This window comes from Acinetobacter portensis (genome assembly GCF_009372215.1).
GTDB classification, from domain to species: Bacteria; Pseudomonadota; Gammaproteobacteria; order Pseudomonadales; family Moraxellaceae; genus Acinetobacter; species Acinetobacter portensis.
Genome location: NZ_LWRV01000071.1, coordinates 1 through 15,641, shown reverse-complemented (window position 1 = coordinate 15,641; position 15,641 = coordinate 1). Strand labels below are relative to the sequence as shown.

The 15,641-nt window shown below is 37.0% G+C and carries 17 protein-coding genes; 10 read left to right on the top strand and 7 right to left on the bottom strand.

Annotated elements, in window-relative coordinates:
- Positions 1-336: 336 nt before the first annotated feature.
- From rplU to A6M14_RS07835, 8 genes are all read left to right on the top strand, one after another.
- Positions 337-648 (top strand): 50S ribosomal protein L21, encoded by a 312-nt coding sequence (gene rplU / locus A6M14_RS07870; protein ID WP_152874421.1) that lies wholly within the window; start codon positions 337-339, stop codon positions 646-648.
- A 19-nt stretch (positions 649-667) separates the two neighbouring features.
- A complete protein-coding gene (rpmA, locus tag A6M14_RS07865) occupies positions 668-922 on the top strand; it encodes a 50S ribosomal protein L27 (RefSeq protein ID WP_005097774.1) in 255 nt (84 codons plus the stop codon).
- Positions 923-1,135: 213 nt separating this feature from the next.
- Positions 1,136-1,834: an outer membrane lipoprotein periplasmic chaperone LolA gene (gene lolA, locus A6M14_RS07860; protein ID WP_152874420.1), complete on the top strand. Its 699-nt coding sequence runs from the start codon at positions 1,136-1,138 to the stop codon at positions 1,832-1,834.
- 163 nt (positions 1,835-1,997) lie between these two features.
- Positions 1,998-2,783: an RsiV family protein gene (locus A6M14_RS07855; RefSeq protein WP_152874419.1), complete on the top strand. Its 786-nt coding sequence runs from the start codon at positions 1,998-2,000 to the stop codon at positions 2,781-2,783.
- Positions 2,784-2,904: 121 nt separating this feature from the next.
- On the top strand, positions 2,905-4,176 hold the full coding sequence (gene serS / locus A6M14_RS07850; protein ID WP_152874418.1) for a serine--tRNA ligase: 1,272 nt from the start codon (positions 2,905-2,907) through the stop codon (positions 4,174-4,176).
- An 82-nt stretch (positions 4,177-4,258) separates the two neighbouring features.
- Complete coding sequence (gene cysG, locus A6M14_RS07845) at positions 4,259-5,635, top strand: siroheme synthase CysG (RefSeq protein ID WP_188110879.1); 1,377 nt, start codon at positions 4,259-4,261, stop codon at positions 5,633-5,635.
- Positions 5,636-5,667: 32 nt separating this feature from the next.
- Positions 5,668-6,147 (top strand): tRNA (cytidine(34)-2'-O)-methyltransferase, encoded by a 480-nt coding sequence (locus A6M14_RS07840; RefSeq protein WP_163123010.1) that lies wholly within the window; start codon positions 5,668-5,670, stop codon positions 6,145-6,147.
- Between the two features lie 178 nt (positions 6,148-6,325).
- A complete protein-coding gene (locus A6M14_RS07835) occupies positions 6,326-6,721 on the top strand; it encodes a hypothetical protein (protein ID WP_241678052.1) in 396 nt (131 codons plus the stop codon).
- A 74-nt stretch (positions 6,722-6,795) separates the two neighbouring features.
- Here A6M14_RS07835 and A6M14_RS07830 read toward each other — a convergent pair whose 3' ends face one another.
- The 6 genes from A6M14_RS07830 to rpoD all read right to left on the bottom strand — a co-directional run bounded on the left by A6M14_RS07830 (position 6,796) and on the right by rpoD (position 13,309).
- Positions 6,796-8,184 (bottom strand): APC family permease, encoded by a 1,389-nt coding sequence (locus A6M14_RS07830; RefSeq protein ID WP_152874417.1) that lies wholly within the window; start codon positions 8,182-8,184, stop codon positions 6,796-6,798.
- A 263-nt stretch (positions 8,185-8,447) separates the two neighbouring features.
- Positions 8,448-9,632 (bottom strand): iron-containing alcohol dehydrogenase, encoded by a 1,185-nt coding sequence (locus A6M14_RS07825; RefSeq protein WP_152874416.1) that lies wholly within the window; start codon positions 9,630-9,632, stop codon positions 8,448-8,450.
- Between the two features lie 2 nt (positions 9,633-9,634).
- Positions 9,635-10,168 carry an SCP2 sterol-binding domain-containing protein gene (locus A6M14_RS07820; protein WP_163123016.1) on the bottom strand — a complete coding sequence of 178 codons (534 nt, stop codon included), beginning with the start codon at positions 10,166-10,168 and terminating at the stop codon, positions 9,635-9,637.
- A gap of 81 nt (positions 10,169-10,249) precedes the next feature.
- The gene (lipB, locus tag A6M14_RS07815) at positions 10,250-10,906 is read right to left on the bottom strand and encodes a lipoyl(octanoyl) transferase LipB (RefSeq protein WP_152874415.1); all 657 of its coding nucleotides are present in this window, start codon (positions 10,904-10,906) and stop codon (positions 10,250-10,252) included.
- A gap of 118 nt (positions 10,907-11,024) precedes the next feature.
- A complete protein-coding gene (locus tag A6M14_RS07810) occupies positions 11,025-11,312 on the bottom strand; it encodes a YbeD family protein (RefSeq protein WP_152874414.1) in 288 nt (95 codons plus the stop codon).
- A gap of 113 nt (positions 11,313-11,425) precedes the next feature.
- The gene (gene rpoD / locus A6M14_RS07805) at positions 11,426-13,309 is read right to left on the bottom strand and encodes an RNA polymerase sigma factor RpoD (RefSeq protein WP_152874413.1); all 1,884 of its coding nucleotides are present in this window, start codon (positions 13,307-13,309) and stop codon (positions 11,426-11,428) included.
- A 371-nt stretch (positions 13,310-13,680) separates the two neighbouring features.
- Between rpoD and A6M14_RS07800 the strand changes: the two genes are divergently transcribed.
- Together A6M14_RS07800 and A6M14_RS07795 are read left to right on the top strand one after the other, a co-directional pair.
- Positions 13,681-13,884 (top strand): PA3496 family putative envelope integrity protein, encoded by a 204-nt coding sequence (locus tag A6M14_RS07800; protein ID WP_163123018.1) that lies wholly within the window; start codon positions 13,681-13,683, stop codon positions 13,882-13,884.
- A gap of 67 nt (positions 13,885-13,951) precedes the next feature.
- The gene (locus tag A6M14_RS07795) at positions 13,952-14,476 is read left to right on the top strand and encodes a YecA/YgfB family protein (RefSeq protein WP_152874412.1); all 525 of its coding nucleotides are present in this window, start codon (positions 13,952-13,954) and stop codon (positions 14,474-14,476) included.
- Positions 14,477-14,523: 47 nt separating this feature from the next.
- Here the strand turns inward: A6M14_RS07795 and A6M14_RS07790 are convergent, their stop codons facing one another.
- Positions 14,524-14,940, bottom strand: a complete 417-nt coding sequence (locus A6M14_RS07790) for an ABZJ_00895 family protein (RefSeq protein ID WP_152874411.1) — start codon at positions 14,938-14,940, stop codon at positions 14,524-14,526.
- Between the last annotated feature and the right edge of the window lie 701 nt (positions 14,941-15,641).

Sequence of the window (15,641 nt, the reverse complement as noted above, 5' to 3'; positions counted from 1 at the left end):
AAATCATACTATTTTTTATCTACAACGTGAGAATAGTAACAGTAGTTGTTAGTGTAATTAAATATACAATTGAAAAAGACAACTTTTTGTTTATTTTACGATTCAGGAATAGATGTTTCTATAGTACTTTACTTTGTATAAAATACAGACAAAGCTAGAAAATCCATAGTGTTTATAAAATAATCAACAAACTCTACTATTATTTGTGGCAAATTGCTTGTTGTTTGATTGAATATCTATTAAAATCTTTGCCCTTGTATAACCCCCAGTGGCGGTCGTATTAAGATCGGTATATTCCTTTATCGGCACGACGACACGGGTACGTTGGAGTACAATATGTACGCAGTAATTCAAAGCGGTGGTAAACAGCACCGTGTAGTTGAGGGTGAAACCCTTAAAGTAGAATTGTTGAAAGCTGAAACTGGCTCAACTATTACGTTTGATGACGTATTGATGCTAGTTAACGGTGAAAGCATTCAAATCGGTGCTCCAGTTGTTGCTGGTGCTACTGTAACTGCTGAAGTAGTTAGCCATGGTCGTCACGACAAAATTCGTATTGTTAAAATGCGTCGTCGTAAACACTATCGTAAACAACAAGGTCACCGTCAATGGTTCACTGAGTTGAAAATTACAGCTATTTCAGGCTAATTACGAGGAGTAAATAGACATGGCAACTAAAAAAGCCGGTGGTTCGACTAAAAACGGTCGTGACTCGAATCCTAAAATGTTAGGTGTTAAAATGTACGGCGGTCAATCTGTGACTGCTGGTAACATTATCGTTCGTCAACGTGGTACAGAATTCCACGCTGGTCAAAACGTAGGTATGGGCCGTGACCATACTTTGTTTGCGACTGCTGATGGCGTAATCAAATTCGAAGTGAAAGGCCAATTCGGTCGTCGCTACGTATCTGTTGAAGCGTAAGCTTTGGTAGAAAAAGACCCGCTTTATTGCGGGTTTTTTTATGCTTAGAGATTGTGCAAATTAAAAATAATCTTCATCATGATGGATGAATTTCGACTTTTAATACTAATAACAATACAAAACTTCTTATTTACTCTAAATTTAGCAACATATTTTGGTTTAAGATAAAAGGATGAAAATGAATTGCGTTGAGCAAATATAAAAGGTGAATATATGAATATGCTTCGTAAAACGATCTGTGCTGTAGCAATTGGGGCTGCAACATTAGCACCTGTGGTAAGTACAACTGTTTTTGCGGCAACACCAGTTGCAGCTTCGGAGCAACAAGCAACTGCAAGTTTGGTCAAACAATTGGGTAGCTTAAAAAGTATTTCAGCAAATTTTGAGCAAAAAACAACAGTTGAAAATGCAAAAGCTGTAAAGAATAAAGGTCTTTCATCTCAACATATGAATCAGACTTTTAAAGGTGTAATGAAAGTTGCGACACCAGGTAAATTTTATTGGGAAATTACATCACCTGTAAAACAAACCATTGTAACTTCGGGTAAAACGGTATGGATTTATGATCCAGATTTACAGCAAGCTGTACGCCAAAGTCTAGATGAGCAAGTTGCGAATACGCCTGCATTATTGCTGTCTGGAAACACAAGTCAGATTATGAAGACCTATCGTGTAACTCAGCCGAATAAAGCAAAAACTTATTACACTCTATATCCAAAACAAAAAGATGGTGCTTTTCAAAGTTTAACCATTAGTTTTGGTGCGAATAGCGCGCCGACTTTAATGATTTTACAAGACTCATTAGGTCAAACGACCTATGTCCGTTTTAATAATGTAAAAGTAAATGCAGGTGTTTCTTCATCTGTCTTTGATTTTACGCCACCTAAAGGCACGGATATTATTGATCAATAATTGATTGTGAAAGTGAAAAAGCAACTGAAAAGTTGCTTTTTTTTATGTATTAGATGGGAAAATAGATCATTAATATAAACAATACTATTTCTGTCTATCAACCATGGCGTGTTGTTTGTATAGTATGAATGTTAAGACATAAAATAATAGCTAGGGGGGAGAAATGCAGAGTTCGCAATTTAAAGTCATTGGGCTTGTAACCGCGATGATGCTTGTTGGAGGTATTTCAGGGTGTAAGCCTGTGAATGAGCCTGTAGTCGATGAAAAAGCACCTAAAACTGAATCTGTAGCGACTGCTATTCCAACAATTCTTTCAAAAGTGGTTACTGTAGAACTACCAAATGCAGAAGCATGTAGTGTGGAAGGTTGTACTCAATATAGCGTACAAACGGTAGAAACCAATATTGATTGGATTAATGATTATTTCCTTGACCGAATTCATAAAGCAGATCCTGTTGCTTTTACTGAGAAGCCAACTGAAAAGATTGTGTTTAATGACAATGCTAATGTGGGTTTGAGTCAGAGTACAACAACGGTTCGCTATATTAGTCAATTTGGTTATATTGCGACATTTGCTATTGATAGTTATAGTTATAATGCAGGTGCAGCACATGGTATGTATCATACAGAATATGTAAATTTTGATTTAAAAAATAAAAAGCGTTTAGCACTTGAAGATATTGTGATGAAAGATGCACAACCTAAAATTTTAAATGCACTTTATGATGCAAATTCAATTTGGTTGGAGAATCATGTGATTGAGCGTGCGAAATTTCAACTGAGTGATAATTTTTATTATGGTGTAAATGGTTTGGTGTTTGTTTACCCATTATATGAGTTAGCAAGCTATGCAGAAGGAATGAGTGAGCTGACTTTGCCTTATCGATCTGCAAAAGCATTATTTAAGCCTGAATTTATGCCAAGTTTGCCAAAGTACGCAAATCAGTAAGTTTTCAATAAGATCTGTATTTTATTGTTCTAATAAGGTGCATGTGTAAGCTGTTTTACTATATTTTTTGCTGTTTAGAGCTTACACTATAGCCAGTTTTTTTCTTTCCAAAAGATTGGCTATGATCGACCCGAAATTACTCAGAAATAATATTGAGGCTGTAAATTTAGCCTTAGCTAAACGTGGTGTCCAACTGAATGTTGAAGAGTGGGCATCTTTAGAATCTCGCCGTAAAGAAATTCAATCGAAGACAGAATCATTACAAGCAGAACGTAATGCGGGCGCAAAACAAGTCGGTCAGATTAAAAAATCCGGTGGTGATGCATCTGAAATCATGGCTCGCATGTCTGCCATTGGTGATGAAATTAAAGCTGCTGAAGTTGCTTTAAACGAATTGCAAGCTGAAATCGAAGCCAAGTCTTTATCTATTCCTAATATGCCGCACGAATCTGTTCCTGAAGGTAAAGATGAAAATGATAATGTTGAAATCTTGAAATGGGGCACACCTCGTCAATTTGATTTTGAAGTGAAAGATCATACTGACCTTGGCGAAATGATGGGTGGTTTAGAGTTTGAAACAGCAACGAAGCTTACAGGCTCTCGTTTTAGTGTTTTAAAAGGACCTTTGGCTCGTTTACAACGTGCTTTAACTCAGTTCATGTTAGATACGCACACACTTAAAAATGGTTATACAGAAGCGTATGTTCCATATTTAGTGAATGCAGATTCTTTACGTGGCACAGGTCAATTGCCTAAATTTGAAGAAGATTTATTCAAACTTCAAGGCGAAAAAGAATTCTATTTAATTCCAACAGCTGAAGTGCCTGTAACAAACTTCGTGCGTGATGAAATTATCGATGCAGATCGTTTACCATTAAAATACGCAGCGCATACACCATGTTTCCGTAGTGAAGCAGGTTCTTATGGTCGTGATACGCGTGGTTTAATCCGTCAGCACCAATTCGACAAAGTTGAAATGGTTCAAATGGTTAAGCCTGAAACTTCTCTGGATGCATTGGAAGAATTAACAGGTCATGCTGAAGGTATTTTGCAAGCATTAGGTCTTCCATACCGTAAAGTTGTGCTTTGTGCTGGTGACATGGGATTTGGTGCAATTAAAACTTACGATTTAGAAGTTTGGGTTCCAAGCCAAAATACTTACCGTGAAATTTCATCTTGCTCATGTATGGGTGATTTCCAAGCGCGTCGTATGAAAGCACGTTACCGTGTAGACCAAAAGAAAACTGAATTTATTCATACATTGAATGGTTCAGGTTTGGCTGTTGGTCGTACATTACTTGCGGTAATGGAAAACTATCAACGTGCCGATGGTTCTATTGAAATTCCTGAAGTATTACGTCCATATATGGGCGGTACTGCATACATCGACTAAATTGTCTTTGTAAGTTCGATAAAGTGCACAAAATATTGTGCACTTTTGTTTTAAACAATCAGATGAAGTTTTGAGGTATTCGGTGGATATTTTTCCAATCTCTTTAAAGTTGCAGCAGCAACCTTGTCTGATTGTTGGTGGTGGACGAATTGCTTATCGAAAAGCAGTATTGCTTGCGAAAGCTGGTGCAAAAATTCATGTGATTGCACCTGAAATTGAACAAAGTTTGTTAGACATCGTTCAACAAAGCCAAGGGCAATTTGTTCAAGCACATTTCAGTTTAGATATTTCTTTGCGTGACTACAGACTTGTGATTGCTGCAACAAACAATAAGGCTGTCAATCAAGCTGTGTTTGAAGCATGTGAAGTTGAAAAAGTTCTAGTCAATAGTGTGGATGATCCACCACATTGTCGCTTTATGGTGCCTGCAATTGTAGATCGATCACCTTTGGTGATTTCTATTGCGACCAATGGAACATCTCCTGTTTTATCTCGTCAAATTCGAACTCAATTAGAAAGTACAATTCCGCATGGAATGGGAAAACTTGCTGAGTTTTCAGGAAAGTGGCGTGCAGCTGTAAAAGCAAAAATTGAAAATCCTGATGAGCGCCGTATCTTTTGGGAGGACTTGTATGCAAGTCCATTAAAAGAACAAGTATTTAATGACAATATTGCGGAAGCGGATCGCTTAATAGAGCAAGCATTAATTGAATGGCAAAAACCGAAAGGTGAAGTCTATTTAGTCGGTGCAGGGCCGGGGGATCCTGAGCTTTTAACGCTTAAAGCTTTGCGTTTAATGCAACAAGCAGATGTTGTTATTTATGATCGATTGGTTTCTGAACCGATTATGGATTTATGCCGTCGTGATGCGGAAAAAATTTATGTCGGGAAAGCGCGATCAAATCATGCAGTACCGCAAGAAGGAATTAACGCTTTATTGGTTAAGTATGCAAGTGAAGGTAAACGTGTTTGCCGCTTAAAAGGTGGTGATCCGTTTATTTTTGGTCGTGGCGGAGAGGAAATTCAAGAACTATTTGATGCAGGCGTTGCATTTCAAGTTGTACCTGGGATAACAGCAGCATCGGGTTGTTCTGCTTATGCAGGCATTCCATTAACGCATCGTGATTATGCGCAAAGTGTTCGTTTCTTAACGGGGCATTTGAAAGAAGGTTCGCCTGAATTGCCTTGGAATGAACTTGTTTATGAAAACCAAACGCTCGTTTTATACATGGGCTTGGTTGGATTGGAAAAAATTTGTGAAAGATTGATCTCTCATGGTCAAAGATCGAATATGCCTGTTGCATTGATTTCAAAAGGAACAACGCCAGAGCAAAAAGTGGTGGTTGGAACGTTGGCAGATATTGCATCTAAAGTTTCAGAACATCAAATACAAGCGCCCACACTCACTATTATTGGTGAAGTGGTAAGCTTGCGTGAACAATTACAGTGGCAAGGTTAAGCCTTGTTACATTGAAAGAGAAGAGAAAGCCTGTGATTCATGTAGTGTTATACGAGCCTGAAATTCCAAGTAATACGGGGAATATCATTCGTTTATGTGCGAATACAGGTGCACAATTACATTTGGTTAAACCGCTAGGTTTTGAGCTAGATGATAAAAAATTGAAACGTGCGGGTTTGGATTATCACGAATATGCACGTATGCAAATTTGGGAAAATTTTGATGAATGTCTTGTGAACTTAAAGTCACAGGGTATTGAGTTAGATGCGATTTATCCTTTAACCACAAAGGGTTCTGAAACACCGCATACATCAAATCTAAACCGTCCTATCGCCTTGTTAATGGGACCTGAAACACGTGGTTTACCTGAAAATGTCCGTATGATGTTCCCACAAGAACATTGGATTCGGTTACCAATGGCAGAGAACTCACGTAGTTTAAACTTGTCGAATGCAACGGCTGTTATATTATATGAAGCTTGGCGTCAGCAAGAATTTAAAGCATTAATCTAAATTAAATGACATTATTAAAGCCACCTTTGGGTGGCTTTTTTCATGCGAAACGTTAATATTTATGTAAAGCTTCTTTAACAAAACTATGGAAATCATTAAATTATGTGTATAAGGACGATGTTGTAAAAGTAGAGGGTGATTAAAGTTGATTATATTCTTAAAAAAAATGAATGTTCCAATGTTTTGTTTAGCATTGATGATGGGCACAGTGGCACATGCAGAGGAACTTGATGCTGATATTCAGCCATTTACTAAAGCTGAAATGCAACAAGGTATGCAAGCCATGAAGCAAGGTTTACATGATCGCATTGAAGCATGGGGTGCGAACTTAAAGCCTGAAGATTTTGAGCGAAGTTGGACAGGAAGACAGCTTAATAAGCAAAAGCGCCAAGAGGTTTGCGGTATTTTCCAAGATGTTATTGATCATACTTTTAAGCTTGCAGTAGATAATAAAGCTCGCCTTCCAGAAGTCGATCAAAACATAATAGAAGATCGTAATCTTTTTATTCAAAGTTTTGGCTATAAAGATAATATTGTGGATACCAAAATGGGCTTTAACTGTCGTTTACGTTAAGTAAAAGCTGAATTTAAGTAAATAAAAAAGGCGCATGAAGCGCCTTTTTTATTTTTAGAATAATTTGAAACAGATTATTCAAATTCGTTATGTTGAGGAGCAGGATGTTTGAAACCTTTAGTTTTATAACCAAGGTACATAATCCCGAACATCGCCCACCATAAGCCGTATTTCAGTGCGGTCTCTTCAATTTCTAGCCACATCGCGAAAATACTGATGAAACCTAAAAGAGGAATAATAACGAAACTGAAGATATCTTTAGCAGTCTTTGTGCGCCCATCACGTAATGCATAACGTGAAATTACAGATAAATTCACGAATGTAAACGCAGTTAAAGCACCGAAACTAATCATTGAAATAACAATGTCTAGATCCATAAAGCCAGCAGTTAATGCAACAGCACCAACAATCATAATATTGTATGAAGGCGTAAAGCTTTTTGGGCTAATATGACCAAAAATCTTTTTATTAATTACACCATCACGGCCCATTACATACATCAAACGTGATACGCCTGCGTGTGCAGAAATACCTGATGCCATAACAGTTACAATTGCAAATGCCAGAACATAAGCTTGGAATAATGATCCACCCACCAATAATAAAATTTCTGGTTGAGTTTCAGCAATATTTTTGAAATATGTACTTGGGTCATTTTGGAAGTAAAGCTGCATAAAGTATGTGCTGATAATAAAAATGACACCTGCAATGAGTGCAGTTAAGAAAATCGCTTTAGGCAAAGTTTTCTCAGTGTCTTTTGTTTCTTCAGCAAGTGAACTTAATGAGTCAAAACCTGTGAAGGAGAAGCACAGTAATGTTGCACCTGTAATCAGCGGGCCAACAGCCGTGAGCTGATTCCAAAATGGGTCTAAACTCCAAAGTTGGTAACGTGTTTCGGCTGTAATTGGGCCGTCAGCATTGAAACCAGCTTGTAGTTTTGTGAATATAAGATAAGTAAATGCAGCAATAACAATAAGCTGAATCAAGACGATCAAGCTATTAAAGTTTGCTACAAATTTAGCACCACGAAGGTTAATACCTGTCATGAATGCTGTTAATACAATTACCCATACCCAATGATTTACATCTGGGAATAATGCTTCAAGGTAAATTACCGCAAGGATAATATTGACCATTGGAGAGAGCAGGTAATCTAACCAAGAAGACCAACCCACCATGAAGCCTACGTTCGGGTGAATTGATTTTTGTGCATAGGTATATGCTGAACCTGATGATGGGTAACGGCGAATCATATGACCGTAACTAATCGAGGTAAATAGAATAGCAATCAAGGCAACAACATATGAAGTCGGCACGTGGTAGTGACTTTCTTCAGATACTAAACCAAACGTATCAAACAATGTCATTGGTTGGATATATGCCAAACCAATAATGATGATGTGCCAAAGACCAAGGGTCTTTTGTAGTTTAGCTGTCGATTGAGTCCCAGAGATATTTGTCAACGGCGTTATCCTCTTAATCGTTGATCAAGGATCAGTCATGTTTATAAGGATCGTTTGAGACGAACGATCCCCCCTACATTTGAAACAAAGTGCGCCAATCTACTCTAAATTGATGGCGTTTACTAGTAACTTTCTGATTTTTTTTAGCAATTTTTCTGCCAAGTTCTTTCAGAAAAATTAATAATTTGATAACACAGTGAAAAGCCTGATGTTTAAAAAAGCATCAGGCTTATTTTTCGCTATATTGTCTTATTTTTACTAAATTACCAAGCCTTTTTTAGAATAGATTTAAGCTCTTCTAAATTTGCTTCTTTAGGGTTGTAAATGATTGAACCATCATTTAATGCTTTTTCGGCCACTTCATCTAATTGTGCTTCAGAAACTTTAGCTGTTTCACGTAAATTACGCGGTAATTTTGTTAAAGCATAAAGTCTGTCGCGAATTGCTGAAATACTTGAAATGGTTTTTTCTGCACGTAAATGTGCTGGTGTTTGCGCATAAACATCTGCACCAGAAAGAGGCAGGAGTAGATCTGCAATTTTATCGCCATTTACATCTTTATTGTATTCCAGCACATAAGGCAAGAATAAGTTCATACATAAGCCATGAGGTAAATGTGCAACAGCACCTAAAGCATGCCCAAGTGAATGTACGAGACCTACCATTGAGTTTGAGAATGCAATGCCTGCCATTGTTGAAGCTTGCGCAAGCTCAAGTCGTCCTTCAGCATCAGAAGGATTATCTAAAACATTAAATAAATTTTTGCTGATTTTTTTAATTGCAGCAGTCGCATACGCATCAGAAATAGGGTTGGCTGCCATGCAAGTATAGGCTTCAATTGCATGTGTCATCGCATCCATCGCTGTCATAGCTGTTAAATGAGGTGGTAGCGTTTGCGTCATACGAGGGTCTAAAATGGCTGCATGTGGCATTAAATAGTATGATGCAAATGCAAGTTTCACATTTTTTTCAGGGTCAGATACAACTGCCACCATGGTCACTTCTGAACCTGTTCCAGATGTTGTCGGTACAACAAAAAAAGGTTTGAGCGGTTTTGGTAGATTGTGTGCGCCTGAATATTTTAGTAAATCATCACCACCTTCAGAAACCAAAATATTGGTTGCCTTAGATGTATCAATTACTGAGCCGCCACCGACAGCAATAATAGAATCGCAATTATTTTCGCGATAAAACTGTGCAGCTTTACGCACTGTTTCGAGGCTTGAATCTGGTGGTACATCATCAAAAATATAACCAATTTCTGTACTTGTAGATTCAAAAGCTGCTTCAATGGGTGAGAGTAGCTTGTTACTGCGAACGCCTTTATCGGTAATAATCATTGGGCGTTTTGAGCCTAATGTTGAAAGCTCAAAAGGGATGTGCTCAAGTGCAGCATGACCAGCAATGACTTTTACAGGGCAGAAAAATTCATAGTAGGATTTGGTCATGATTAAGCACTCCGTTTAAAATATGATTGTGCAACTTTTAAGTAAATATTGGCAGCTCCCACCAATTTGTCTTTTAAAGTTAAATTTGTTGGATATTCTTTAACTGCGAGTTCAGCAAGTAATTTAGGTAAAATCAGAGATTCCATTTTATTTAAGCAGCGAACTAATCGAATGGCATAAGATAAATCGCCATCTGCAATCATTCGGTCATTGGCAAAAGCTTGTGCTGTACTTTCTTGAAATGAAAATACAAGATAAGCATGACTTAAGTGCTTAAACGTGATTGTTAAATCTGGCTTGGTTTCACTTGATGATAGTAATACAAGTTGATGATTTTCAGTGACTTTAGCAATAAATGCAGGACCATTTGGAAATACATTCATTGAAAGTACAAAGTTTGCAGGAAATTTTGCAACTTCTTGTTTAACTTCTGCATCAACTTGACTTGCCATGACCAAGCCACGTCCAATCACATCCATCATGAGTTTAACGTAGGCTTGTTGAAAAGCGGGCTTTACGGATTTTGTTGAAATCACACTTGCATCCCATCTAACAATAATTATTTATTTAGAGTAAATACTCTAATTTATTTTAATCTGTAATGCAAAGCTATTCAATCAATATTGAATGACTTTCACGTCATTAAAGTAACCGCTGTTTTGGAAAGTTTCAATTACATCTGTACTTAACTTTGTGAATTTTGGGTAATCTTGCATTAAATCCATCATGCGAACCATTTCGAGTCCTGCGTAACCACAAGGGTTGATGGTGTGAAAACCCATTAAATCACAATCAATGTTCATTGCTAAACCGTGATAACTGCGACCTTTACGAATTTTAAAGCCTAAAGAACCAATTTTTCGCTCATTCACATAAACGCCAGGTGCATCGGGTTTGGCATATGCTGTTATGCCATATTTTTTAGCTAGATCAATCATTAGGTTTTCAGCATAAGACACTAATGTTCGAACATTCCAACCCAAACGATTTAAGTCAAACATAAAGTAAATCACCATTTGACCAGGGCCATGCCAAGTTACTTGTCCGCCACGGTCTGTTTGCACAACGGGAATGTTTGATGGAATTAAAATATGTTCAGGTTTACCTGCTTGACCTTGAGTAAGAACATCATGATGTTGCAAAATCCACAATTCATCAGGGGTAGATTCATCACGGTTTTCCGTTAAGCTTTTCATTTCATGAAAACGCGCTTCGTAATTGGTTAAATCATTGTATTGACGAATCACAAGATTTGGCTTTGAAACAGCATTCAATGTTGATGCGTCCTTAAATATTTTAAATACATTTTATTATAGTAAATTCAAAAGATCAGCGGGAGTTGTTCGTTATCTAATATGTATAAAAAAACACGCTCGAAAGCGTGTTTTAAAATTATAGTGCGGTTTTAATGAGCGGGCATGCAGCTAAATCTGCATAAAGCTTATGTACTTGTTCTAACTCTTCAAAGCGTAATTGTGCAGTCAAAGAATGATATTTTCCTGTACGTGATGGTTGAGTATCAAGATTTTTACCATCGAAGTCAGGGAAGTGTTTCACCAAAATATCGACAACAGCAACACGCAATTCATCACCTGCCAAACCAATGAGTTTGATAGGGTAGTCCATTGGGAAAACCCAAAGATGTTCTTGAAGTTCACGAGATGGTGTACGGTCTAACATTGTAGTCCCCCTTTATATCAAACGCCTGCAAGAGTGCAGGCGTTGTGTTGATCTCTTAAATACTTAATGGAGACGAGCAATTAATTTTCAAGTCTCCATTATGTAATCAAGAATTAGTCATTTTCTAAGAATGAACGAAGATGTTCAGAACGAGAAGGATGACGTAATTTACGTAAAGCTTTTGCTTCAATTTGACGAATACGCTCACGTGTTACATCAAACTGTTTACCTACTTCTTCCAAAGTATGATCTGTTGGCATATCGATACCAAAACGCATTTTTAAGACTTTTGCTTCACGTTCAGTTAAGTTTTCTAAAACTTCACGTGTTGCTTCTTTAAGGCCTTCAGAAGTGGCAGCATCAATTGGAGATGTGATGTTGCCATCTTCAATGAAGTCACCAAGATGCGAATCTTCATCATCACCAATTGGCGTTTCCATTGAAATAGGTTCTTTTGCAATTTTAAGTACTTTACGAACTTTAACTTCGTCCATTTCTAAACGTTCGCCTAATTCCTCAGGAGTAGGTTCACGACCCATTTCTTGAAGTAGTTGACGAGATACACGGTTGATCTTGTTGATGGTTTCGATCATGTGTACTGGAATACGAATGGTACGTGCTTGGTCGGCAATAGAGCGTGTAATTGCTTGACGAATCCACCAAGTTGCATAAGTCGAGAATTTGTAACCACGACGGTATTCAAACTTGTCTACGGCTTTCATTAAGCCGATGTTACCTTCTTGAATTAAATCGAGGAATTGAAGACCGCGGTTGGTATATTTTTTCGCAATCGAAATTACCAGACGTAAGTTTGCTTCAACCATCTCTTTCTTAGCACGACGAGCTTTCGCTTCACCAACAGTCATACGCTTAGAAATTTCTTTAATCTCTTTAACTGTTAGATTTAAGTCTTTTTCAAGATCAGCAATTTTTTGTTGGAACGCCAATACATCAGGACGAACTTTTTCTAAATAACCACGTAATTCAACAGGTGTTTTTTCAATTTGTTCATCTAACCAAGCAAAGTTTGATTCTTGACCTGGGAAAGATGTACGGAATTGGTTGCGATCCATACGACCACGACGAACTGCATAACGCATAGTTTCACGTTCAGATACGCGAATTTGCTCATGTGTGCCACGAATCATCTCTGAAATGATTTCAAATAAACGAGGTGTAAATTTGAACATCATAAACACGCTAGCAAGCGCTTCAAGGGCAGCAGCACCTTCAGTGCTATTACGACCATGTTTAGCAATTACAGCTTGTGTTGTTTGCCAAGCATTTGCTAATTCTGTGAAACGTGCTTTTGCAATTTCAGGATCTGGGCCAGATTCACCTTCAGATTCATCATCGCTATCAGATTCTTCTTCTTCCTCTTCATCATCTAGCTTAACGTTTTTCGCTGATTTAGTTGCTGAATCATCTTCTACTTCAATTTCAGCTTCTTCTATAACTTCAGGAATTTCTTCGTCGCTTTCAGGGTCTAAGTAACCAGAAAGAATATCTGCAAGGCGACGTTCGCCTGTTTCGTAATCTTTATATTCTTGAAGTACAACTTCTACAGCGTTTGGCCAGTAAGCAATTGAATGAAGAACATCTCGAATGCCTTCTTCAATACGTTTAGCAATACTGATTTCGCCTTCACGTGTCAAAAGTTCTACTGTACCCATTTCGCGCATATACATGCGAACAGGGTCAGTTGTGCGACCAGGCTCATTTTCTACAGAGGCTAGTACGGCTGCGGCTTCTTCTTCAGCAACTTCATCTGTTGCTTCATTGTTGCCTTCGAACATCGTATCATCAGATTCAGGCGCACGCTCATGCACAGGAATACCAACGTCTTGAAGCATTTGAATAATGTCTTCAATCTGTTCGCTCTCTGTGATTGAGTCGGGTAGATGATCGTTAACCTCGGCATAAGTTAAGTAACCTTGCTCTTTGCCTCGGCTAATCAGAGCCGCTACTTGAGAAGTAGGGGAAGTCATATCGCTCATCTTTGCTTACTCTTCATTGAATCTGTGGCAGGGAAAAACCGTGCATGATAGCACAATTTGCTTTAAATAGGTTCTGAATTGATCAATCAAACCAAAATTTATTAATGTGTCTGAATTAACAATTGTAAATAGATATGGGGCTAGACTGAATTTATTCAAGTCTTCACTCCTTTTACCGCTAAAATATTTTTTTAATTTTACCATAACAATAATATCAAACTAACTTGTTAATAAATACACAAATTTGAGGAATAATTACAAGTAGAAAATAGTAATAAAAATACAAAAAAACAAAAAAAACTTGACAAGATTTGTAAAGGACGATAAATAGCGCCTAGACCCATTCACTTTTTTATTCAGAGGTAGTTTAAGTGTCTTCAACAGATTTTGAACTAGATGATAGCTTCAGTGGAGATGATGACGTTAATTTTGATGAAGCATCGAGTAAAATTAGTGCGAAAGAGTCATTGGAAAAACGTCGTTTGATTGATGAGCTACTTGCACAACGTCGCTTAGAGCGCGAATTAAAAGATTTTGATTATGACTTCGACGATGATGACGATTTAGATGACTAAAATCTACAGTAAAGTAAATGTAAAATGTTATGCTATTAAGTCTTGAATATCTAAGTTTGGATTTGAAATGAGTGCTTTAGATTTAGACCAGTTGAGTGAATATCTAGATGGTGACCAAAACGAACATGGTCTAGACTTCGCAGCAACTCATGGTTTTTTATGTGCAGTTGCAGTTGGTCCCCAATTTAGTAAGTGGTTGGATGAACTTTTTGATAATAATCAGAAAAAAGTACCAGCTGAAATTATTGCACAAGTAAAAGCTTGGTTGGAATCACTTCGTCAAAATTTGGCGAACGAGGAAGGGATTACTTTTCCGTTTGAAATTGAAGAAGCAGATACTGAGTCTAGTCTTGGTGACTGGAGTGTAGGATTTGTTGATGCAATGTTTTTGAATGAGGATGCATGGTTTACACCTGAGTTTGAAGATCAATTGATTGACTTAACATTGCCAATGATGGTTTTCAGTGGTGTAGATGAAGAAGATCCACAAATGGAATCTTTCCGTCGCAATGGTCAATTGATGGATGAAATTGCGGAAGAAATTCCAGACAATTTGAATGAATTGTATCTTATGTATCACACGCCAAGTTAATTTATTGACGTTAAAAAAAGCACCTATCAAGGTGCTTTTTTTAAGCATTAGAGATTTATTTTTTTATAACTAAACCTTGCATACCAACCATAAGCAATATAAAAAATAGCACCGTGTATGGCAACCAGACATAGCATTACGACTGCTGAAAGCACTAAGCCTGCGTTGTCTGCAGATTTAATAATTTGTTCAGCATTTGGATTCATTAATATTAAAAAGAAAATAAAAATGCTTCCAATAATAAGCGCTACTGCACTTGAGCCCCAAATAAGTTGTATTTTTTCTTCGGGGAAAGGAAGGCGTTGTTGTTTTTTTACAAAATGTCCCGCACTTATAAATGCTGATGCGATAAGTGCAGGAAGAAGGGTAATTCCACCTAACTTTAGACCAAAAATCAATACTGTGATTACAAGCACCAAAGCAATACTATATACGGCAGCAAAGTGTTTTAAATAGCGTGACATAAATTCCCCGAATAAAAATAAAGCCGATCAATTTTTTCAAAAGCAAGATTCATGCTGATAGTGACGATATCATATTTAGACAAGAATATTACTGATGATCTCAATGATGAAATATCTTCCATCTTAAATATTTGATGAATAGAGTTTTTATATATCAATAGGAAAATTTATAAATCGTATGTCGCTTAAATTTTTAATAAATCTAATGAGGTGTTATTGGTTATATAGATCGTGATTTGTGAAAATTTACGATTATTACCTTTGTGAATAAGAGCTTATTTTATGCAGTTGAGTACTCTGCTGAAGGTATAATTATTTCATAATAAATGGATGAAAATTCATTTTTTTAGGAGTGTGGAAACGGCTATTCAAAGATAGCTAAGTTATTTTATGAAAGAAATAATGCATTTGGTTCATTGCATAATCTAATGAAGGGCTTAATTTTACGGGAATCTTTTTTACATAAGCTATTCAATTTTGATGATGGTATTGATGTAAATTTTTCGTAAAAGATATGCAAATCCAATGGGTAAAATAGTGAAAAAAATATAATTTAAAAAGTATATATCTACATGGTAAGCAACAAATAAAGAGAACACTCCACCAATTAAAGCACCTAAAAACACAATAAAAGCATGTGATTTTTGTTCAAGAATATTTTTTAGTTCAATATATTTTTCTTCTAGGGCGTGTCATCAATT